Origin of the sequence: Roseinatronobacter sp. (genome assembly GCF_051859525.1) — a bacterium.
Classification (GTDB): Bacteria; Pseudomonadota; Alphaproteobacteria; order Rhodobacterales; family Rhodobacteraceae; genus Roseinatronobacter.
In genome coordinates this window covers 50100-71569 of record NZ_JBHYFM010000005.1, presented here as the reverse complement: position 1 = coordinate 71569, position 21470 = coordinate 50100, and the positions used below count along the sequence as shown (strand labels likewise).

Sequence of the window (21470 nt, the reverse complement as noted above, 5' to 3'; positions counted from 1 at the left end):
ACAAAAGAACCGGACAAAAAGGACATCTCATGAAAACCTTGATACTTGGAACGGTGCTGGGTCTTGGCGGTTTGCTGCACAGCCCAGTCATGGCGCAGGATATTGACCCCAAAGACTGGGACATGGTGCTGGAACAGGCACGCGGCCAGACGGTGTATTGGCATGCATGGGGCGGGGATGCGCGGATCAATGCGTTCATCACCTCGGTCGGGGATGATTTGCAGGCCCGCCACGGTGTGACACTGGAACATGTGCGGCTGGCCGATACCGCCGATGCGGTCACCCGTGTCATTGCCGAACGCAGTGCCGGACGCGATACGGGCGGCGCGGTGGACGCGATCTGGATCAACGGGGCGAATTTCGCGTCGATGAAGGAACAGGGCCTGCTGTTCGGCCCGTTTGCGCAGGATCTGCCGAACTGGGGGTTGGTCGATACCGACGCAAACCCCAGCATTCTGGTAGATTTCACCTTGCCGGTCGAGGGGTTCGGCAGTCCCTGGGCAATGTTCCAGATGGTCTTTGAATATGACAGCGCCACCCTGCCGGAACCGCCGCGTTCGCTGGATGCGTTGCGCGCATGGATTGCGGACAATCCGGGGCGGTTCACCTATCCGCAACCACCCGATTTTCTGGGCACCAGTTTCCTGAAACAGGCGCTGTATGGCGTGCTGGATGATCCCGCCATCCTGCTGGCCCCCACTGATGATGTGGATTACGATGCGGTGACAGCCCCCCTCTGGGCCTTTCTGGATGAGATTGCGCCCAATCTGTGGCGGCAGGGACGTGCCTATCCTGCCAATGAACCCGCCCTTGGGCAGTTGCTGGCCGATGGTGAAATCGACATCGCCTTCGCGTTCAATCCGGGGCGCGCATCCGCCGCCATAGCTGATGGCGAATTGCAAGACAGCGTGCGCACCTATGTGTTTGACGAAGGGACACTGGCGAATTCGTCCTATCTGTCCATTCCCTATAATGCGGCCAACAAGGCGGGCGCATTGGTGCTGGCAAATATGATCCTTGATCCAATGGTGCAGGCGCGGGCGCAAGACCCTGATGTGCTGGGCTTTCAAACCGTTCTGGGGCTGCATTTGCTGGACCCGCAGGACCGCGCGCGGTTGGATGCGCTGGAACTTGGCATTGCCACCCTTGCGCCCGACCAGATGGGCGCGGGCCTGCTGGAGCCGCACCCGACATGGATGACCCGCATCGCAGATGACTGGGCCGCGCGCTACGGCACAGGGCAGTAACATGCGCGCCCCGCGCCGCGGCTGGGCGCTGGTGCCATGGGTCAGCATTGCGGTGCTGGCCCTGCCGGTGCTGGCGGGGCTTGCGGGGGTGGTCGGCCCGGCCTTCGGGTATATGCCTGCATTGGGCGGGCATTCGGTCACGCTGGACGCGTGGCGCGCAGCCCTTGGCTGGCCTGGCCTGCCAGCGGCAATGCGCCTGTCAGTGACGACCGGCGTTGCGGCCACAGCGCTGTCACTGGTCCTGACGATCTTTATTGTGGCTGCGTGGCAGGGCACACGCAGTTTCAACTGGATCACGCGCGCTTTGGCACCGCTTCTGGCCCTGCCGCACGCAGCGGCGGCGTTCGGGCTGGCCTTTCTTGTCGCGCCTTCGGGCTGGATGGCGCGGGCGGTATCGCCCACGCTGACAGGCTGGGACCGCCCGCCCGACCTGCTGATCGTCAATGACCCGTGGGGGCTGGCGCTGATCGCGGGGCTGGTGATCAAAGAGGTGCCGTTTTTGCTGTTGATGACACTGGCGGCACTAGGCCAGACCGACAGCCTGCGCAGCCAGCTTGTCGCGCGGTCATTGGGGTACGGGCGCGTCACTGGCTGGCTGAAAACCGTGCTGCCGCGCGTATACCCGCAAATCCGCCTGCCGGTTTATGCGGTTCTGGCCTATTCCATGTCTGTGGTGGATGTCGCGCTGATCCTTGGGCCAACGCGTCCGCCGACACTTGCCGTGCAAATTCTGGAGTGGATGACCCGCCCTGATCTGTCCATGCGTTTTCAGGCGGCGGCGGGGGCAGTGCTGCAACTGGTGCTGGTACTGGGGGTGCTGGGCCTGTGGCGGTTGGCGGAACATGCGGTTGCGCGCAGGGGGCGCGTTTGGGTGGCGGATGGCGGGCGCGGCGTGATCGCGGACCGCAGCCTGCGCCCGCTGGCCGCCATGGGGGCGCTGCTGATCGGCGGGGCGGTCGCACTGGGGCTGGCGGGCCTGCTGGTGTGGTCCTTTGCCAGCATGTGGCGTTTTCCGGACCTGCTGCCGCAAAGCTGGGGTTTGCGCAACTGGGTGGGCCAGATGGGCAGCCTTGCCCCCATAACACGCGACACGGCCCTGATCGCATTAGGCGCCACCGCCATGGCGATGGCGCTAAGCGTCTCGGTGCTGGAGGCCGAAGCGCGCGGGTACAAGACCCCTGTGATTGCCCTGATTTACCTGCCGCTGATTGCACCGCAAATCGCGTTTTTGCCGGGGCTGGCAGGGTTCGCCTTGTTTTTGGGGCTGGACGGGTCGCGCGGGGCGGTCATGGCACTGCATCTGGTGTTCGTGCTGCCCTATGTCTATCTGTCGCTGGCAGATCCATGGCGCGCATGGGACGCGCGTGCCGGACTGGCGGCACAAGCGCTTGGTGCGGGTCCGTGGCGCGTGCTTTGGGCTGTGCGCCTGCCCATGCTGACACGGCCCTTGCTGATCGCGTTTGCGGTGGGGTTCGCCACATCGGTTGCGCAATACCTGCCCACGCTGCTGATCGGCGCGGGGCGTGTGACGACCGTGACCACCGAAGCGGTGGCGCTGGCCAGTTCGGGCAACAGACGCCTGATCGGGGTTTGGGCAGTGGTGCAAATGGCCCTGCCGATGGCTGTTTTCGCGCTGGCCCTTATTCTGCCTGCCTTGCTTTTCCGCCGCCGCCAAGGCATGCGCATCACATGACCCTGCGCCTTGAAAACCTGTGCATCACGCTGGCCGGTCGCGTGCTGGCCGAACTGGACCTGACAGTCGCTGGCGGCGAGGTGCTGACCATCATGGGACCGTCGGGATGCGGCAAATCCACTGTGCTTGCGGCGCTGATCGGCGCGTTGCCGCCCGCCTTCGGGATGCGCGGGCAGATATGGCTGGACGGGGTGAATGTGACACAGACTCCAACCCATGCGCGGCGCATGGGCATTCTGTTCCAGAACGACATTCTGTTCCCGCATATGTCGGTCGCGGGAAACCTTGGGTTCGGGATACCCAAACACCTGCCCGACCGCGCGGGCCTGATTGACACCGCCTTGGTTGAGGCGGGACTGACCGGCATGGGGGCGCGTGATCCGGCCACATTGTCAGGCGGGCAGCGCGCGCGCGTGGCGCTGATGCGCAGCCTGTTGTCAGCCCCCCGCGCGCTTCTGCTGGACGAGCCGTTTTCGAGTCTGGACAGCGACATGCGCGCCAGTATGCGCCGGTTCGTGTTCGACCGCGCCCGCGCGCGCAACCTGCCGGTGATCCTTGTTACCCATGATTATGAGGACGCCCGCGCCGCAGCAGGGCAGATCATCTCGGTCAAGGGAAAGCCGGTTACAGATCCGCGACCGATACCGTAAGGCCAGTGCGCTTGAACAGGACGTAGCGGGACGTCGCTGCCCTTCGCGCAATGCCCCCCAGAGACCCTGTAATCAAGGTGGCAGCAACACAGTATATCGGCCCGCAGATAGCGCGGGTTTTATGCAGGTGCGATTGGCCGCGTCAGGTCACACGCGGCCCGCAGGTGCGGGCTTTGCGCTGGGTATACAAAGCTAGCTTTGCGGATCAGGGCCTTTCCATTCGCCCATATCCTGCAGCGCTTCCATAACTTCGCGCGGCATGTAGGTTTCATCATGCTTTGCCAGAATTTCGCTGGCCTGGAATACGCCGTCAACAAACCGGCCAGTCCCGACCATACCTTCGTTTTCCGTGAACAGGTCCGGCAAAATACCGCGATAGCGCACCTCGACCGAAGCGGGTCCGTCGGTTACGCGAAAAATGACGGTATCCGACTGCCCGCGAATGATTGACCCCGCCTCGACCAGCCCGCCGATGCGAAACACCTCGTTGGGGGGCGGGGGCGCGGCCAGCACTTCAGACGGCGAGCGGAAGAAGTTTATCCCGTCGCGCATGGCATAGCCGATTAATGCCGTCGAAAACGCCAGTGCCACGGCGGCAACCATAATGATCTGTATCCGGCGTTTCTTCTTCAGGCTTTTCATCGTAACCTCATTTCATGGGAAAAGCGGTGCGCCCATCAGGCCCGCCCCCTCTTCCAGACCAAGCATCAGGTTCGCGTTCTGAATGGCCTGCCCCGATGATCCCTTGCACAGGTTATCCAGTGCAGCAACCACCAAGGCGCGGCCGGGAATGCGATCCCCGACAACCCCGATATGCACGAAATTTGATCCGCGCACATCATGAGTCGATGGTGTTGTGCCAAAAGGTAGCACATGAATCATTGATTCAGCGCAATATCGGGCCTGCAAAACTTCGTGAATGCGCGAGCTGTCCCCGTCCAGCCACGCCGTGGCCAGAATACCGCGATTCATCGGCAGCAAATGCGGTGTGAACTGGATATGCACAGGGCGGCCCGCGATGCGGCTGAATTCCTGATCAAACTCGCCCAAATGGCGGTGTGTGCCCCCGACCGCATAGGCCTGCGTGCCTTCGGACAATTCGGCATGCAGCAGGTTTTCCTTCAGCGCGCGCCCTGCCCCGCTGACCCCGCATTTCAGGTCCAGAATGATGCGGTCAAGATCGATTACCCCCGCTTCAATCAGCGGACGCAGGATATATTGCCCCGTGGCGGCATTGCAGCCCGTGCCCGCCACCAACCGCGCGGCGCGAATCTCCTCGCGGTAGAATTCCGTCAGACCGTAGACCGCCTCGCGCTGCAAATCGGGCGCGGCATGGGGCTGGCCATACCATTTTTCATAATCGGCAACATCGCGCAGGCGGAAATCGGCAGACAGGTCCACGATTTTCAGATCGCGCGGCAATTCCTTGATGACCGCCTGCGATGTCGCATGCGGCAGCGCGCAAAATGCCAGATCAATGCGTGAAAAGTCCACATCCTCGATCCGGCACAGGTCCGGCAGGTCCAGATGACGCAGGAACGGAAAAACCTGCGCCATGGGCTGGCCTGCCTTGCGTTCCCCTGTCAGCGCGGCAATCTTCATGTCCGGATGGGTGGAAATCAGGCGCACGAGTTCGGCGCCCGTATAGCCAGACGCACCAAGGATGGCGATGGATTTGGTCATGGTTCAGGTTCCCTGTGTAGTGGGTGTGCGAAGGCAAGCGTTTCAGAAACAGGCGCGCTCCGCGCGGGGAGTATTTGGGGCAAGATGAAACAGCGCGCGTTATGCGCCCCGAAACGTGATCTGTCGTCGCAAGAACTGCGTGGCCTTGCGCGAGACATTGACCGGATCACCTGTGGTCAGAAAGGCGCTGTCCTTGCCTGCCCCGATCATTTCGGGGCGGCGGGTCAGGTAGTCATCAAGGCTGGCGGCCACCAGATTGGGTTGCGAATACACATCAACCCCCGCACCCAGCGCTTCGCGAAAGGCATGTTCAACCAGCGGATAATGCGTGCAGCCCAGAACGGCGGCCTCGGGGCGGGGCATGCGGCGCAAAAGTGCCTCGACATGGGAATGCACCAGCGCTTCGGCCAGTTGCATGTCCCCTTGTTCGATGGCATCGACCACACCGCCGCAAGGCTGGGCCTCGACATCGACACCGATGGCCCGGAAGGCCAGTTCACGCTGGAAGGCGCGGCTGGACACTGTGGCAGGCGTGGCAAACAGCGCCACATGCTTGACCGCGACTTCGCGGGGCGGGGAGTTGTCGCCCCAGCCGCGTTCGGTCAATGCCTCGATCAGCGGCACAAACACACCCAGAACGCGCTTATGTTCGGGCACCCAGGTTTCCTGCATCCGCTTCAGCGCCGCCGCAGATGCGGTGTTGCAGGCCAGAATCACCAGATCGCAGCCTTCATCCCAAAGCCGTTCCACGCCTGCGCAGGTCAGCGCATAGATGTCATCGGCATCGCGCACACCATAAGGTGTGTGGGCATTGTCACCCAGATACACGAAGGGCACATCCGGCATGCGTTCGGTCACTGCGCCCAGAACAGTCAACCCGCCCAATCCAGAATCGAATACGCCAACGGCCATGCACCTGCCCCACAGTCATGAATTTCAACCTGCATACGTCCGGCGCAGGCAGAAATCCAGCCTGTTCGCGCCTATTGTGCCGCAACGCGGTCGGCTGGCGCGTCAAATTCCGCAAGCAATTCGGCCCTGCGCTGCGCGGCCGCATCCGCATTGCGGTGTTTGACCGGCCCGAAGCCGCGAATTTGCAAGGGCAGTTCCGCCAGTTGCACAGCGATATCATGCCTGTCGGGGGTCACATCTGCCAGAATGCGCGACATCAGCGCCTCATACTCGCGGATCAACTGACGCTCCATGCGGCGCTCGGCCGTGGTGCCGAGTGGGTCGAACACCGTGCCGCGCAAGACCCTGAGCCGCGCGAGAAGGGCAAACCCGCGCATGATCCATGGCCCGAAACTGCGCTTGCGCGGACGGCCATCAGACCCCATGCGCGACAGCAGCGGCGGGGCCAGATGAAAGCGGGGCGTGAAATCGCCGTCGAATTCCGCGCGCGCCTTGGCCAGCGTTTGCAGATGCAGGCGCGCCACCTCGTATTCGTCCTTATAGGCCAGAAGTTTGTGATAGCCCTTGGCCACCGCTTCGCGCAGGCGCGCATCAGGGGCCTGATCCACCAGCTTGCGGAAGCGTTTTGCAAGGCGTTTGGACTGATAGGCCGTCAGATGCGCCTCTCGCAGTGCAATATGTTCATCCAGCGATTTGGGCTTGGCCACGACCGTATCAGCCAGCGTTTTTGCGGCAGCTTTCGGGTGGACAACAGCCCAGCGCCCCAGCGCAAACGCACGGGTGTTGCCGTCCACTGCCGCCTTGTTCAAGGTGATGGCCTGCAAAATCGCGCCCTCGGACAGGGGCACAAGCCCCATCTGCCACGCTGCGCCCAGTGCGATCATGTTGGAATAGATGCTGTCGCCCAGAAGCCGTCTGGCAAGTTCCGAATAATCAAACAGGTGCAGATTGTCGCCAAGCCGCGCCTGAAGCGCCATTTGCAGATCAGCGCCCGGAATGCGGAATTCGGTGTTGCGGGTAAAATCGCCGGTGATGATTTCATGGGTGTTCACAGCCGCCCCCGTCTGGCCGCTGCGCATAAGGCCCAGTGTTTTTGCACCTGCCGTTACCACCAGATCACCGCCAATGACGCAATGCGCCTCGCCCACGGCCACACGAATCGCGCTGATATCTTCGGGCGCATTCGCGATGCGGCAATGTATATGCACCGCGCCGCCCTTCTGGGCCAGTCCCGCCATTTCGATCATGCCCGCGCCCTTGCCGTCGATATGCGCGGCCATCGACAGGATTGCGCCAATTGTCACAACGCCAGTGCCCCCCACGCCAGTGATGACAATGTTATGCGTGCCGTCGATTTCGGGCAGCACAGGGTCTGCCAGCTTCGGCAAATCGACCGATTGGGATGCCGCACGCCGGACCTTCGCGCCTTCCAGCGTGACAAAGGACGGGCAAAACCCCTTCAGGCAGGAAAAATCCTTGTTGCATGACGACTGGTCAATCGCGCGTTTGCGCCCCAGATCGGTTTCCACAGGCACGATGGACACGCAGTTTGACTGCACGCCGCAATCCCCGCAGCCTTCGCAAATGTCGGTATTGATGAACACGCGCGTGTCAGGGTCGGGAAATTCGCCACGTTTGCGGCGCCTGCGCTTTTCGGCGGCGCAGGTCTGCACATAGATGATGGCGGAAACGCCCTGATGGGTGGCGCAATCGCGTTGCACGGCATCTAAATCCGCGCGGGGGTGCCAGCCTGCCGATTTGGGAAAATCCGCACGGTGCGGTTCTTCCTTTTCGTCAAACACCACGTCAATCTTGCGCACGCCCATCGCGGCCAGTTCATGCGCGATCTGGTGCGGCGACAAACCGCCTTCGTTCTTTTGCCCGCCGGTCATGGCAACAGCATCATTATACAGGATCTTGTAGGTAATATTCGTGCCCGCAGCCAGGGCCGCGCGAATGGCCTGCACGCCGGAATGGTTATAGGTGCCATCGCCCAGATTCTGGAACACATGGGAGCGTGTGGAAAACGGCGCCTCGCCAATCCAGTTTGCGCCTTCACCGCCCATCTGGGTGAAACCCACGGTGTTGCGGTCCATCCATTGCACCATGTAGTGACAGCCAATGCCCGCATAGGCGCGGTGCCCATCCGGAACCTTGGTCGAGGTGTTGTGCGGACAGCCCGAACAATAATACGGCAGCCGCGCGGCCAGATCGGGCGCATTGTCGGCGCGTCGCGCATCGGCCAGCATGGCAAGGCCCGCCTTCACGCTGTCCGTGCCGCGCCCTTCTTCAATCAATATCTGGCCCAGACGTTCGGCAATCATGATCGGGTCCAGCGCATAGCGGGTGGGAAACAGTTCCACCTGTCGCCCGTGTTCCCATGTGTCGCCCTTGTGCCAGCCATAGACACGGCGGCCGCGCCGGTCATCGAATATTGCTTCCTTGACCTGAACCTCGATCAGCTTGCGCTTTTCCTCAATAACGACAATCAGCTCCAACCCCTCGGCCCATTCATGGAAACTTTCCATATCCAGCGGCCATGCCTGCCCGACCTTGTAGGTCGTCAGGCCCAGACGCGCGGCCTCCTGTGCGCCAATGCCCAGCAGGTTCAGCGCATGAACAAGGTCCAGCCAGTTCTTGCCCGCGGCAACAAAACCGATCTTGGCACCCGGTTTGCCCAGCACACGGCGGTCCATGCGATTGGCGCGCGAAAACGCTTCTGCGGCAAAACGCTTGTGGTCGATCATGCGCGTTTCCTGCGCCACTGGTGTGTCCACCAGCCGGATATTCAAGCCCCCATCCGGCAAGGCCAGTTCAGGCGTGACAAACTGCATCCGGTGCGGGTTGCCATCAACCACCGCAGTCGCCTCGACCGTGTCTTTCATCGTTTTCAACCCGACCCAGACGCCTGCATAGCGTGACAGCGCATAACCGTAATGGCCGAAATCCAGCACTTCCTGCACACCTGCGGGCGACAATACCGGGATATAGGCATCGACCATGGCCCAGTCGGACTGGTGCAACGTGGTCGAGGATTCGCCGGTGTGGTCGTCCCCCATCGCGACCAGAACCCCGCCATGGGGTGATGTTCCCGCCATATTGGCGTGACGAAACACATCGCCGCTGCGGTCCACGCCCGGCCCCTTGCCATACCAAAGCCCGAAAACACCGTCAAAGCGCCCCTCGCCGCGCAATTCGGCCTGCTGGCAACCCCACAGCGCTGTGGCCGCAAGGTCTTCGTTCAGCCCTTCCTGAAAGCGGATATTTGCCGCGTCCAACAGCGCTTTTGCACGGTTCATCTGCTGGTCGACCGCGCCCAAAGGCGACCCGCGATAGCCGGTAACATAACCCGCAGTGTTCAGCCCGGCCTGTTGGTCGCGCGCGGCCTGTTGCAACATCAGTCGCACCATCGCCTGCGTTCCATTCAGCAAAACGGGTGATTTCGTCATGTCGAACCGGTCGTTCAACGAAATATCCTGCCGCCCCATCTGCACCTCCCAGCAAAGTTGCGTATGAATCAATCATAGGTCAATATTTCTGACCTACAAAGTGAAATCTGGACGATTCAGCGCTTTTGTGATGGACGAAAAGCCCTTAGAACGAATCATCTGCTTTTGCGCAAACATCGGTATGGAACTTTTGAAATGGACTGGGACAAGCTAAGAATATTTCACGCTGTGGCGGATGCAGGCAGCCTGACGCATGCAGGTGACACGCTGCAACTGTCCCAATCCGCCGTCAGCCGCCAGATTCGCGCGCTGGAAGAAGGGCTGGATACAGTCCTGTTCCATCGTCATGCCCGCGGGCTGATTCTGACGGAGCAGGGCGAATTGCTGTTTGACGCAACCAAATCCATGAGCAGGCAACTGGAAACAGCCGCCGCGCGGATCCGCGATGCGGAAGATGAAGTATACGGCGATTTGCGTGTGACCAGCACCACGGGGTTCGGGACGTTGTTTCTGGCGCCGCGCCTGACATCACTTTATGCACAATACCCCGATCTGCGCATCGACCTGATGCTGGAGGAACGCGTGCTGGATTTGCCCATGCGCGAGGCCGATATCGCAATCCGCATGAAAGAACCCAGTCAGGCCGACCTGATCCGCAAACGGTTGATGACCGTCAATATGCGGCTTTTTGCCAGTTCGGAATATTTGCGCGCCCATGGCACACCGCAAAAACTGGAAGATCTGAAGGATTTCAGGCTTGTGTCGCAAAACATCACGTCTGCACAGGTCAGCGCGGGCGCTCAACTTATACGGGAATTGACAGCGCAACCCACGCGGTCAAGTTTCACGGTGAATAACTATTTTGGCGTGCTGCAAGCCGTTCTGAACCATCTGGGCATCGGTGTGCTGCCCGATTACGTCAGCGAGGATTTTCCAGAACTGGTTCATGTCCTGCCGGATATTGCCAGCGGCGATATTCCGGTATTTCTGGCCTATCCAGAAGAGCTGCGCCATTCGCGCCGCATATCCGCGTTTCGCGACTTCGTGGTCGAGGAAATTGTGGCCTACAGACGGGCGCGCCAAGTCTAGGCCAGCAAAGGCCCCGGCAATATGAGGCATGTGCGCAACGCATGGCGGCAATGTTGCACACGCAAAGCAATTTAACTTGCGTAATGCATAGGCAATAACCTATCTATTGGACAAGGTGTTTGAGTGTATCGCTCGCACCTTACCTCCCTGTTGGACTTAGGCCGAGCTTCGCGCTCGGCCCTTTTTTTTGCCGTTTTCGCAGGGCTTTCTGCATTGATTTCCGGCCGCCTCGGGCGATTCCGGCAGGCAATAAATTTCCGCGTGCCAAGAAAATATGCCGCATGCACAAGCCTTCAGCACAGCAGGCACCCCCCTGTCCGCCCTGTCGCTTTTCGCTTTATGCGTGTATTTTTGCGTATTCGCCACAGTTTCACCCCCTGCAGGCACAGTTCGCAAAGCTGCCCTCTTTCGCATCGCACCCCTTTGCCGTAAGTGGGGGCAACGGCCCGACATTGGCGCGGGCTTTACGTTTTCGCCCTGCCCGAAGGTGCCCATATATGACCGAACCCGCCATCACCCCCGACCTGATTGCCGCGCATGGCCTTAGCGCTGACGAATATGACCGCATTCTGGATATTATCGGACGTGAACCGACATTTACGGAACTGGGCATTTTTTCCGCCATGTGGAACGAACATTGTTCCTACAAATCCTCCAAGAAATGGTTGCGCACCTTGCCCACAACCGGCCCGCAGGTCATTTGCGGCCCCGGTGAAAATGCGGGCGTGGTCGATATCGGCGACGGGCAGGCCGTGATCTTCAAAATGGAAAGCCACAACCACCCCAGCTATATCGAACCCTATCAGGGTGCGGCCACCGGCGTGGGCGGCATTCTGCGCGACGTGTTCACCATGGGCGCACGCCCCATCGCGGCCATGAACGCGCTGTCCTTCGGGGAACCGTCCCACCCCAAAACCCCGCACCTGGTGCGTGGCGTGGTCGAGGGTGTGGGCGGCTATGGCAACGCGTTTGGCGTGCCAACCGTGGGCGGCGAGGTGCGCTTTCATCCCGCCTATAACGGCAACTGCCTTGTGAACGCTTTTGCTGCCGGTCTGGCCAATGCGAACGAGATTTTCTACTCTGCCGCCAGCGGTGTGGGCATGCCCGTGGTCTATCTGGGCGCAAAAACCGGTCGTGACGGTGTCGGCGGGGCCACCATGGCCAGCGCGGAATTTGACGACACGATCGAGGAAAAACGCCCCACTGTTCAGGTCGGTGACCCGTTCACAGAAAAACGCCTGCTGGAAGCCTGCCTTGAACTTATGGCATCGGGCGCAGTGATTTCCATTCAGGACATGGGCGCGGCCGGTCTGACCTGTTCTGCGGTGGAAATGGGCGACAAGGGCGGTTTGGGCATCAAGCTGGAACTGGACCGCGTGCCCTGCCGCGAAACCGGCATGACAGCCTATGAAATGATGCTGTCGGAAAGTCAGGAACGCATGTTGATGGTGCTGAAACCATCAATGGAGGCACAGGCGCGCGCGATTTTCGAGAAATGGGATCTGGATTTTGCCATCGTCGGCGAAACCATAGCCGAAGACCGCTTCCTGATTTTGCAGGGCAATGAAACAAGGGCCGATCTGCCGCTGTCGAAACTTGCCTCCAGCGCGCCGGAATATGACCGTCCATGGGTTGAGACGCCGGTGCCTGCCACCTTGGGCGACATTCCCGAAATTTCCGCAATGGACGGATTGCGCGCCCTGATCGCGTCCCCCAGCTATGCCCACAAGGCGTGGGTGTGGGAACAATATGACACAATGGTCATGGCCGACACAGTGCGCGCGCCGGGCCTTGGGGCGGGTGTGGTGCGGGTGCATGGCACCGACAAGGCCCTAGCATTTACCAGTGACGTGACCCCGCGCTATGTGCGTGCCAACCCGTTCGAGGGCGGCAAGCAAGCTGTTGCAGAAGCCTATCGCAACCTGACAGCTGTTGGCGCGAAACCGCTGGCCACGACCGACAACCTGAATTTCGGCAACCCTGAAAAGCCCGAAATAATGGGCCAGTTCGTGGGGGCCATCAAGGGTATCGGCGCGGCTTGTGCGGCGTTGGACATGCCCATCGTGTCAGGCAACGTGTCGCTTTACAATGAAACCGACGGCCAGCCCATATTGCCCACCCCCACCATCGGCGCCGTGGGGTTGATCGAGCATGTGGACAATCTGATCGCGGGCCTGCCGGAAGATGGCGATCTGGTGCTGGTTATCGGTGACACACAGGGCCATCTGGGCCAGTCCGCCCTGCTGGCCGAAGCATTCGGGCTGGAGCAGGGCGACGCGCCGCATGTCGATCTGGACATGGAACGCCGCAACGGCGAGTTCCTGCGCGAGAACCGCCAGTTGGTCAAGGCGGCCAGCGACCTGTCGGATGGCGGGCTTGCGCTTGCGGCATTTGAAATGGCGGCGGCGGCAGGGCTTGGCGTGACACTGGACAGCGACAACATCGCAACCCTGTTCGGCGAGGATCAGGCCCGCTATCTGCTGGCCTGCAGCTTCGATCAGGCCGAGGCACTGATGGTGGCCGCAGGTCAGGCCGGTGTAAGCATTGCCCATATGGGCCGGTTCGGCGGCGAGTCAGTGACATTCGGCAAGGACAGCGCACCGCTGGCAGAACTGGACACACTCTATAAAACCGCTTTTGGCCGCGCGATCGGTGACGCTTGATTCCCGCACACACGGGGATTACCTTCTGCAAAAGACAAACGGGGACACAAGATGGCCATCACTGCCGAAGAACTGGAAACCCTTTTGAAAGAAGGCTTTCCCGACGCACAAGTCACGATCACAGACCTTGCCGGTGACGGCAACCACTACGCAGCCGAAGTTATTGACGCCAGCTTCCGGGGCTTGAACCGCGTGCAACAGCAACGCGCCGTTTATGCCGCGCTGAAGGGCAAGATGGATGGCAACCATGGCGAATTGCACGCCCTTGCCCTGACAACCAAAGCCCCCGACTGATACCTGAAAGGACCACCACACCATGAGCGCGCAAGACACGATCAAGCAAACCGTCGAAAGCAATGACGTCGTGCTTTATATGAAAGGCACCAAGACGATGCCACAATGCGGGTTTTCCAGCCGCGTGGCGGGCGTTCTGAATTTCATGGGCGTTGAATATGCCGATGTGAACGTCCTTGCCGATGACGCCATTCGTCAGGGCATCAAGGATTATTCGGACTGGCCCACCATTCCGCAACTTTATGTAAAAGGCGAATTCGTGGGCGGCTGTGATATTATCACCGAAATGACCCTTTCGGGCGAACTGGACCAGCTGTTCGAGGCCAAGGGCGTCACCTATGACAAGGACGCCGCCGAGAAGATTCGCGAAGCAAACGCCTGAGACCTGTCTGGCGCGCATCGGCGGTATCCTGGCACCCGCCTTGCCTGCCAGAACCAGATAGCCCGTGACCGCAGCCGTTTCCTGCGTTTGGCTTGGGTATCCGTCTTATCCAAGGCGGATACTTTAATCACCCGTCCATGGCCGCTGGCCACTGGCCTGTCTGACATCGCGCTGGACCAAATGCCCGCTGGCATGAAGGCTGATTGCCATGGCCCCGCTGACACGCAGGTCACGCGGGGTTATCAACTGGCATGCGCCCTGAACTGCGGTCTCAGGTTGTGCCGATGTGACGATAATTCGCCCCTCCAGGCACAGTTGCGCAAGGGCATCCAGCCCGCGCGCGCCCACAAGATGCACCACATCCAGTCCATTGCTGCGCAAATGCACCACAGGGTCGCGCGGATCGCGCAGACCTGATCGCGCGAACGCGTCTTGCTGCGCGCCGATATCCCCGTCTGCCTGCAACCAGCTTTGCACGGCAAACGCCCCTGCCCTGTCGCGGCTGATCATGCGCCCGCCATCCCCCAACAGGCCCAGCGCGGCCCCGTCACCGGAAATCAGCAGATCGGGGCGGCCGCTTGCCTGCACCCACCCGAACAAGGCAATGGACATCGCCAAGACCCCAAGCCATGCGCCCCGCCCGCGCCAGATGACCACCCATACCCCGCCCAGCGCCATGACCGGCAAAACCCAAGGCGCGGGCTGCACCACAGGCATGACCGCGCCATCAAACCCGCTGACGGTTTGCGCGACGCGCAATATCCACAAGATTGCAGGTTCCATGATCCGCAGGCCAATCCATTCCAGCCCGAACGGGGCCAGAAGGGCCGCCAGAACTGCGGCCGGCATAATAACCAGCCCCATCAACGGCACCGCGGCCAGATTGGCAATCAGCCCGTATTCCGCCAACCGGTTGAAACTGGCCGCGGACACGGGCGCCGTTGCAATACCCGCCACCATGGAACAGATTATGACACTGACAACGGGCCACAACCAGCGCGGAATTGACCGGCGCCATTCGCGCTCTGCGCTTAGTGCGCGAAAAACGGCCACCAAGGCGATGGTCGCGGCAAAGCTCATCTGGAAACCGGCCTGAACCAGTGCCTCGGGGCGCAACAGCAGAATCAGAAGTGCGGCCATCGCAACGGACCGCAAGGAAATGGCGCGCCGGTCCAGCAGGATCGCGCAGAACATGACCGCCACCATGATAAAGGCGCGTTCCGTGGCGACATTCCCGCCCGACAGCGCAAGATAGAACGCCCCTGCGCCCAACGCGCCCAATGCGGCCAGTTTCCGCGTGGGGGCGCGCAGCGCGAACCATGGCACCAGCGCCATCAACAACCGCAACAGCATGAAGACAAACCCCGTCAACAACCCCATATGCAGCCCCGATATGGCCAGCAGATGCGCCAGATTGGACTGACGCAATTCCTCCAGCCGCGACTGGCTGATGCCAGACCTGTCGCCTGTCAGGATCGCACTTGCAAACCCGCCCGCGTCACCGGGCAAGCGGGTTAGAACAGCGCCGGATATCTGCATGCGCAGGCGGTGAATTCGCAACCCCGCAGCACCGTCCTGCGGCGGGGCGCGGGCCAGAACCGGACTGCGCGTGTAGCCCACAGCGCCCAACCTCTCGAACCATGCAAGGCGCCGGAAATCGAACCCGCCGGGTTCGGACGGCGCAGGTGGCGGCGAAAGGTGGCCTGTCAACATGACCCGCAGGCCCGGCGCAGGGTCGATATACCCTTGATCCCCGTGCAGGCTGACGCGCACACGCGCGGGTGTTCGCAACGGCTCCACCCCTTCCAGAACAACCTGATCCAGTGTCAGGCGCAGCGCATCACTGGCGGATCGGTCAATCTTGACAATCCGCCCCTCTATCGCGCCGTAAAACCGGAATGACAGAACGGGTGCAGACACCATATACACGCGCAAACCGGCCACCAGCATACCCGCACAGACCAGCACCACCGCAACCGCAAACGGGGCGATATCTTCTGCCATAAACCGCAGTGACGCGGCCCCGCCTGCCACAACCGCCACCAGAAGCGCCCATTCAACACCGGCAGGGTCGCGCGGCAAGGCGAAATAGGCCCCGATTCCCATTGCAAGGCACACCGGCACGAACAAGAACAGATGCCCGCGCTGCAACGCGATCGCCATGCGCAAGGCAGAAAGCAGCGCCAAAGGCCGGTTGACTGAAAAGGTCAGCATATGCACCCTTGTTTCCACCCCTGACCTTGCCTAGAACCACGGGTGATCCTGCCGCCACATAGTTACCAAAAGGTAAAAATCCGATGTCCAATCCGCCCGTTGTCACACGCTTTGCCCCCTCGCCCACGGGTTTCCTGCATATCGGGGGGGCGCGGACAGCGTTGTTCAACTGGCTTTATGCGCGCGGACGGGGCGGAAAATTCCTGCTGCGCATCGAAGATACCGACCGCGCCCGATCCACACCCGAGGCCACAGCAGCGATTCTGGCAGGGCTGACATGGCTGGGGCTGGACTGGGACGGGGACCCCGTCAGTCAGGCCGCACGCGCGGATCGTCACGCGCAGGTCGCCCACCAGATGCTGGACAGCGGCCACGCCTATAAATGCTTTGCCACGCAGGAGGAGATTGAGGCGTTTCGCGAAAACGCCCGCGCCGATGGCAAATCCACGCTGTATCAATCGCCATGGCGCGACGCAGATGCCGCCACCCATCCCGATGCGCCCTATGTCATTCGCGTCAAGGCCCCGCGTGACGGGCAAACCGTGATCGCCGATCAGGTGCAAGGCAATGTCCGCATTGGCAATGACCAGCTGGACGATATGATCGTGCTGCGGTCAGACGGGACGCCCACATATATGCTGGCCGTGGTCGTGGATGACCATGACATGGGCGTCACGCATATCATTCGCGGCGATGACCACCTGAACAACGCCGCCCGCCAGATGCTGGTCTATCATGCAATGGGCTGGGATGTGCCGGTCTGGGCGCATATTCCGCTGATACACGGCCCCGATGGCAAGAAGCTGTCCAAACGTCATGGCGCGCTTGGGGTCGAGGAGTACCAGCGTATGGGGTATCCGGCGGCTGCGATGCGCAATTACCTGACGCGCCTTGGCTGGGGCCATGGTGATAATGAATTCTTTACCGATGATCAGGCAAAAGACTGGTTCGACCTTGGGGGAATCGGCAAATCACCGGCACGTCTGGACTTCAAGAAACTGGACCATCTGACCGCCCAACACATGAGTGTGGCGGACAATGCTGCACTGCTGCAAGAACTTCTTGCATTCCTGAAGGTCACAGGCGTGCCCGACCTGACTCCGGCACAGATTTCCGGTCTGGCGGCGGCCATGCCACTGGTCAAGGAGAAGGCGAAAGGATTTAACCAACTTATTGAGAAAGCACATTTTATTTTGGCAGAACGTCCGCTTGAACTGGACGAGAAAGCGGCCAATTCCCTTGATGATGTATCCCGTGGTATACTGAGGGAATTGACGCCGCGCCTGCAAACTGCTACGTGGGACCGGACTATACTTGAGGACATTATCAAGGAAACAGCAGAGGCACACGGCCTGGGTTTGGGCAAGATTGCGCAACCCCTTCGCGCTGCGCTGGCAGGGCGAACCAGCAGTCCGAGTGTTTTCGACATGATGATTGTGCTGGGCCGCGAGGAATCGCTTGCCCGCATTCAGGATGGAACGACTTGAGCGGACAGGGCCATATTGCCCCGAAAGCCGCGGTCAGGGATCGTCTGCGAGGTGCCTTGCCCGCAGGCAACAGGGAAAGGATGCGCAATGGCGAATAGTACCGAATCTGCAAAGCTGACCATAGGCGACAAGGAAATCGAACTGCCGATCATGAAACCGTCGGTCGGCCCCGATGTGCTGGATATTCGCAAACTGTATGCGCAGGGCGATGTCTTCACCTATGACCCCGGCTTCACATCAACAGCGGCTTGTTCATCGACCATCACCTATATCGACGGTGACGAAGGCGAATTGCTGTATCGCGGCTATCCGATTGAACAGCTGGCGGAAAAATCGCATTTTCTGGAATGCTGCTACTTGCTGCTTTACGGGGAACTGCCATCTGCGGCCGATCTGGAAGATTTCGAAAGCCGCGTGACCCGTCACACGATGATCCACGAACAGATGCAGTATTTCTTCCGTGGTTTCCGCCGCGATGCGCACCCGATGGCCATCATGGTGGGCGTCGTTGGGGCAATGTCCGCATTCTATCACGATTCCACCGATATCAATGACCCGTGGCAACGCGAAGTGGCCGCGATTCGCATGATCGCGAAAATGCCGACGATTGCTGCGATGGCCTATAAATACTCGGTCGGGCAGCCCTTCGTTTACCCAAAAAACAGCCTCGATTATGCAGGAAACTTCCTGCATATGTGCTTTGCCGTGCCCGCAGAAGAATATGTTGTTGACCCGATCCTGAGCCGCGCGATGGACCGGATCATGATGCTGCATGCCGACCATGAACAGAACGCCTCCACATCGACGGTGCGGCTGGCCTCCAGTTCGGGGGCAAACCCGTTCGCCTCTATCGCTGCGGGGATCGCGTGCCTTTGGGGGCCGGCGCATGGTGGTGCAAACCAGGCCTGCCTTGAAATGCTGCGTGAAATCGGCACGGTTGACCGCATTCCCGAATTCATTGCCCGCGCCAAGGACAAGGATGACCCCTTCCGCCTGATGGGCTTCGGGCACCGCGTCTACAAGAATTTCGACCCGCGCGCGAAGGTGATGAAGCAATCCGCAGACGAAGTGCTGGGGCTGCTGGGTATCGAAGACAACGAGACGCTGAAAGTTGCGAAGGAACTGGAACGCATCGCGCTGGAGGATGAGTATTTCGTCAGCAAGAAGCTGTATCCGAATGTCGATTTCTATTCCGGCATCATTCTGGAAGCGATGGGGTTCCCCACATCCATGTTCACGCCAATTTTCGCGCTGTCGCGCACGGTCGGCTGGATTTCGCAGTGGAAGGAAATGATCAGCGACCCCGAACAGAAAATCGGCCGTCCGCGCCAGCGCTACACCGGCGCACCACGCCGCGACTATGCCGAAATCGAAAACCGCTGATATTTGCACATGAACGACAAAAACGCCGCCCCGATGGGCGGCGTTTTTATATGCACACTGGAATCCACCCATATGAAAGGTTAGGTCTTGGGGATGAAACAGTTTCTGCCAACCCTGACCTTGCTTGCAACGGCGGCTTTCGTGTTGTCACCCTATGTGACAGACCCGTTCAGCGGGTTTGACCCGCAGCGTTTTCCTGTCCCGCAGGTCGACCCGCCGGTTCAGCCAGCGGGGTATGCCTTCGCGATCTGGGGCATCATTTACCTGTGGCTGGCGGTGTTTGCTATTGTCGGGGTCTATGCGCGCAGGCAGGATGACGGCTGGCACCGCGTGCAACTGCCCATGATCCTTAGCCTTGGGCCGGGGGCGTTGTGGTTATGGGTGGCGGGGGTTTCGCCTGTTGCTGCAACCGTGCTTATTTTCTGGATGCTGTTTTTTGCCATTCAAGCGCTGCTGCGCGCCCCAGTGCGCGACCGCTGGGTGCTTCAGGCCCCTGTTGGACTTTATGCAGGCTGGCTGACGGCGGCGGCGCATGTCTCGCTTGGGGTATCACTGGGCGGGTACGGGTTGGCGTCATCGCAATGGGCGGCCATTCTCGCACTGGCAGGGGCCACGGCGCTGGCTGTGTGGGTGCTGGCACGCCGCCCTGACAGCCCCGATTACGGCGTTGCCGTTATCTGGGCATTCATCGGGGTGCTGGTGGCCAATCTTGGGGGCAGCGCGTTGATCCTTGGGGCCACATCGGTCGCGCTGCTGATCGTCGTGCTGGCCAGCGCGCGCAATCTTTGGGCTGGACACACAACCGCCGCGCTGTAACACAACCACACGACACGGGCGCAACCCACGGAACGGAGTGCCGCATGCCAGACCATGATCCGCTGATTTTCCAACCCGATGGCAGCTTGACACGCCTGCGCGCGATCATGCGTGCATTGCGCGACCCGCAAACAGGATGCCCTTGGGATATCGAGCAGGATTTCGCGTCTATCGCCCCCTACACGATCGAGGAAGCCTATGAAGTGGCCGACGCGATTGAAAAAGGCGACTGGCCCGCCCTTCAGGGCGAATTGGGGGATTTGCTGCTGCAAGTCGTCTATCACGCCCAGATGGCCGAGGAAGCAGGGCATTTCACCCTGAATGACATAACGCGCGGCATTTCCGACAAGATGGTCGCACGCCACCCGCATGTGTTCGGCGATGACAGCCGCGATAAAAGCGCGCAACAACAAGTGCAGGATTGGGAACATGTCAAGGCCGCCGAACGGGCAGCACGCGCGCAAGGCGGCGTTCTGGATGATGTGGCGCTTGGCCTGCCTGCGCTGATGCGCGCCGTGAAGTTGCAAAAGCGCGCTGCGCGCGTGGGGTTTGACTGGCCCTCCACCGATCAGGTTCTGGACAAGATGCAGGAGGAAGCGCGCGAACTGGTGGAAGCGCGCGACACCCTAAGCGACGCCGAGGTCGCAGAAGAATTCGGGGACCTGCTGTTTGTCATGGCCAATCTGGCCCGACATCTGCAACTGGACCCCGAAGAAGCGCTGCGCGCCGCAAATGCAAAATTCACCCGCCGGTTCCAAAGCATTGAACGCGCGCTTGCAGCCCAAGGGCGCAGCCCCGCCGACAGCACATTGGACGAAATGGACGCGCTTTGGAACGCCGCCAAGCATCAGGAAAAGCGCGATGCTGCCCAATGACCAGACCCTGACCGAGAAGGGGTTGCCCGCACAGGGGCGCGGCACGATCCTGCTGCTGGCCTGCGGTGCGCTGGCGCGAGAGATTCTGGCCCTGAAATCGGCCAATAACTGGACGCATATGGATTTGCTGTGCCTGCCCGCCAATCTGCACCTGTGGCCCGACCGCATTCCCGATGCGGTGGAAAACGCCGTGATCCGGCACCGCGACAGGTATGACAGGATTTTCGTGGTGTATGCCGATTGTGGAACCGGCGGCATGTTACAGGCTAGATGTGACGCGCTGGGGGTGGACATGGTGCCCGGCCCGCATTGCTATGCATTCTTTGATGGCGTTGAGGCTTTCGCCGCCCGTTCGGAGCATGAAATCACGGCCTTCTACCTGACCGATTTTCTGGTGCGCCAGTTTGATGCCTTCGTCTGGAAGCCCATGGGGTTTGACCGTCACCCCGAATTGATCCAGATGATGTTCGGCAATTACACCAGACTGATCTATCAGGCGCAGACCAACGATCCCGACCTTGATGCAAAGGCCAGGGATGCCGCATGCCGGCTGGGGCTGACCTATGAGCGGCGGTTCACCGGATATGGCGATCTGGCGCGGGAATTATCCCGACTGGATTAGCGCGTTATGGC

17 protein-coding genes are annotated in these 21470 nt (G+C 60.7%); 12 read left to right on the top strand and 5 right to left on the bottom strand.

From position 1 onward, the window contains the following. Positions 1–29 precede the first annotated feature (29 nt). From ACTIE1_RS06730 to ACTIE1_RS06720, 3 genes are read left to right on the top strand one after another with little or no spacing between them, the layout of a single operon-like run. Positions 30–1247 carry an ABC transporter substrate-binding protein gene (locus tag ACTIE1_RS06730; protein WP_439561017.1) on the top strand — a complete coding sequence of 406 codons (1218 nt, stop codon included), beginning with the start codon at positions 30–32 and terminating at the stop codon, positions 1245–1247. Position 1248: 1 nt separating this feature from the next. Then, on the top strand, positions 1249–2940 hold the full coding sequence (locus tag ACTIE1_RS06725) for an ABC transporter permease (protein ID WP_439561018.1): 1692 nt from the start codon (positions 1249–1251) through the stop codon (positions 2938–2940). Further along, positions 2937–3590: an ATP-binding cassette domain-containing protein gene (locus tag ACTIE1_RS06720; protein ID WP_439561019.1), complete on the top strand. Its 654-nt coding sequence runs from the start codon at positions 2937–2939 to the stop codon at positions 3588–3590. Before ACTIE1_RS06725 ends, ACTIE1_RS06720 begins: the two co-directional genes overlap by 4 nt. Positions 3591–3782: 192 nt before the next feature. Here the strand turns inward: ACTIE1_RS06720 and ccmE are convergent, their stop codons facing one another. From ccmE to ACTIE1_RS06700, 4 genes are all read right to left on the bottom strand, one after another. Next, positions 3783–4232, bottom strand: coding sequence for a cytochrome c maturation protein CcmE (gene ccmE, locus ACTIE1_RS06715; protein ID WP_439561020.1), 450 nt, complete (start codon positions 4230–4232; stop codon positions 3783–3785). Positions 4233–4244: 12 nt separating this feature from the next. Beyond that, positions 4245–5273 (bottom strand): N-acetyl-gamma-glutamyl-phosphate reductase, encoded by a 1029-nt coding sequence (gene argC / locus ACTIE1_RS06710; RefSeq protein ID WP_439561021.1) that lies wholly within the window; start codon positions 5271–5273, stop codon positions 4245–4247. A gap of 99 nt (positions 5274–5372) precedes the next feature. After that, positions 5373–6185 (bottom strand): glutamate racemase, encoded by an 813-nt coding sequence (locus ACTIE1_RS06705; RefSeq protein WP_439561022.1) that lies wholly within the window; start codon positions 6183–6185, stop codon positions 5373–5375. A gap of 71 nt (positions 6186–6256) precedes the next feature. Continuing rightward, the gene (locus ACTIE1_RS06700; RefSeq protein ID WP_439563312.1) at positions 6257–9673 is read right to left on the bottom strand and encodes an indolepyruvate ferredoxin oxidoreductase family protein; all 3417 of its coding nucleotides are present in this window, start codon (positions 9671–9673) and stop codon (positions 6257–6259) included. Positions 9674–9829: 156 nt separating this feature from the next. On the opposite strand from ACTIE1_RS06700, the gene ACTIE1_RS06695 reads away from it, so the two are divergent. The 4 genes from ACTIE1_RS06695 (at position 9830) to grxD (ending at position 14062) form a co-directional block, all read left to right on the top strand. After that, a complete protein-coding gene (locus ACTIE1_RS06695; protein WP_439561024.1) occupies positions 9830–10723 on the top strand; it encodes a LysR family transcriptional regulator in 894 nt (297 codons plus the stop codon). Between the two features lie 497 nt (positions 10724–11220). Further along, on the top strand, positions 11221–13386 hold the full coding sequence (purL, locus tag ACTIE1_RS06690; protein ID WP_439561025.1) for a phosphoribosylformylglycinamidine synthase subunit PurL: 2166 nt from the start codon (positions 11221–11223) through the stop codon (positions 13384–13386). 51 nt (positions 13387–13437) lie between these two features. Next, positions 13438–13680 (top strand): BolA/IbaG family iron-sulfur metabolism protein, encoded by a 243-nt coding sequence (locus tag ACTIE1_RS06685; protein ID WP_439561026.1) that lies wholly within the window; start codon positions 13438–13440, stop codon positions 13678–13680. A gap of 22 nt (positions 13681–13702) precedes the next feature. Continuing rightward, complete coding sequence (gene grxD, locus ACTIE1_RS06680; RefSeq protein WP_439561027.1) at positions 13703–14062, top strand: Grx4 family monothiol glutaredoxin; 360 nt, start codon at positions 13703–13705, stop codon at positions 14060–14062. Positions 14063–14185: 123 nt separating this feature from the next. Here the strand turns inward: grxD and ACTIE1_RS06675 are convergent, their stop codons facing one another. Next, on the bottom strand, positions 14186–16276 hold the full coding sequence (locus ACTIE1_RS06675) for a ComEC/Rec2 family competence protein (RefSeq protein ID WP_439561028.1): 2091 nt from the start codon (positions 16274–16276) through the stop codon (positions 14186–14188). 83 nt (positions 16277–16359) lie between these two features. Here ACTIE1_RS06675 and gltX point away from each other — a divergent pair, with 83 nt between their 5' ends. The 5 genes from gltX (at position 16360) to ACTIE1_RS06650 (ending at position 21459) form a co-directional block, all read left to right on the top strand. Continuing rightward, entirely contained in the window at positions 16360–17763 is a 1404-nt protein-coding gene (gene gltX, locus ACTIE1_RS06670; RefSeq protein ID WP_439561029.1) for a glutamate--tRNA ligase, read from the top strand. 87 nt (positions 17764–17850) lie between these two features. Then, on the top strand, positions 17851–19146 hold the full coding sequence (gltA, locus tag ACTIE1_RS06665) for a citrate synthase (protein WP_439561030.1): 1296 nt from the start codon (positions 17851–17853) through the stop codon (positions 19144–19146). A 93-nt stretch (positions 19147–19239) separates the two neighbouring features. Continuing rightward, complete coding sequence (locus ACTIE1_RS06660; protein ID WP_439561031.1) at positions 19240–19962, top strand: hypothetical protein; 723 nt, start codon at positions 19240–19242, stop codon at positions 19960–19962. Between the two features lie 44 nt (positions 19963–20006). Continuing rightward, positions 20007–20837: a nucleoside triphosphate pyrophosphohydrolase gene (gene mazG / locus ACTIE1_RS06655; RefSeq protein WP_439561032.1), complete on the top strand. Its 831-nt coding sequence runs from the start codon at positions 20007–20009 to the stop codon at positions 20835–20837. After that, complete coding sequence (locus tag ACTIE1_RS06650; RefSeq protein WP_439561033.1) at positions 20824–21459, top strand: DUF1638 domain-containing protein; 636 nt, start codon at positions 20824–20826, stop codon at positions 21457–21459. The genes mazG and ACTIE1_RS06650 overlap by 14 nt, the downstream gene beginning before the upstream one ends. Positions 21460–21470 lie beyond the last annotated feature (11 nt).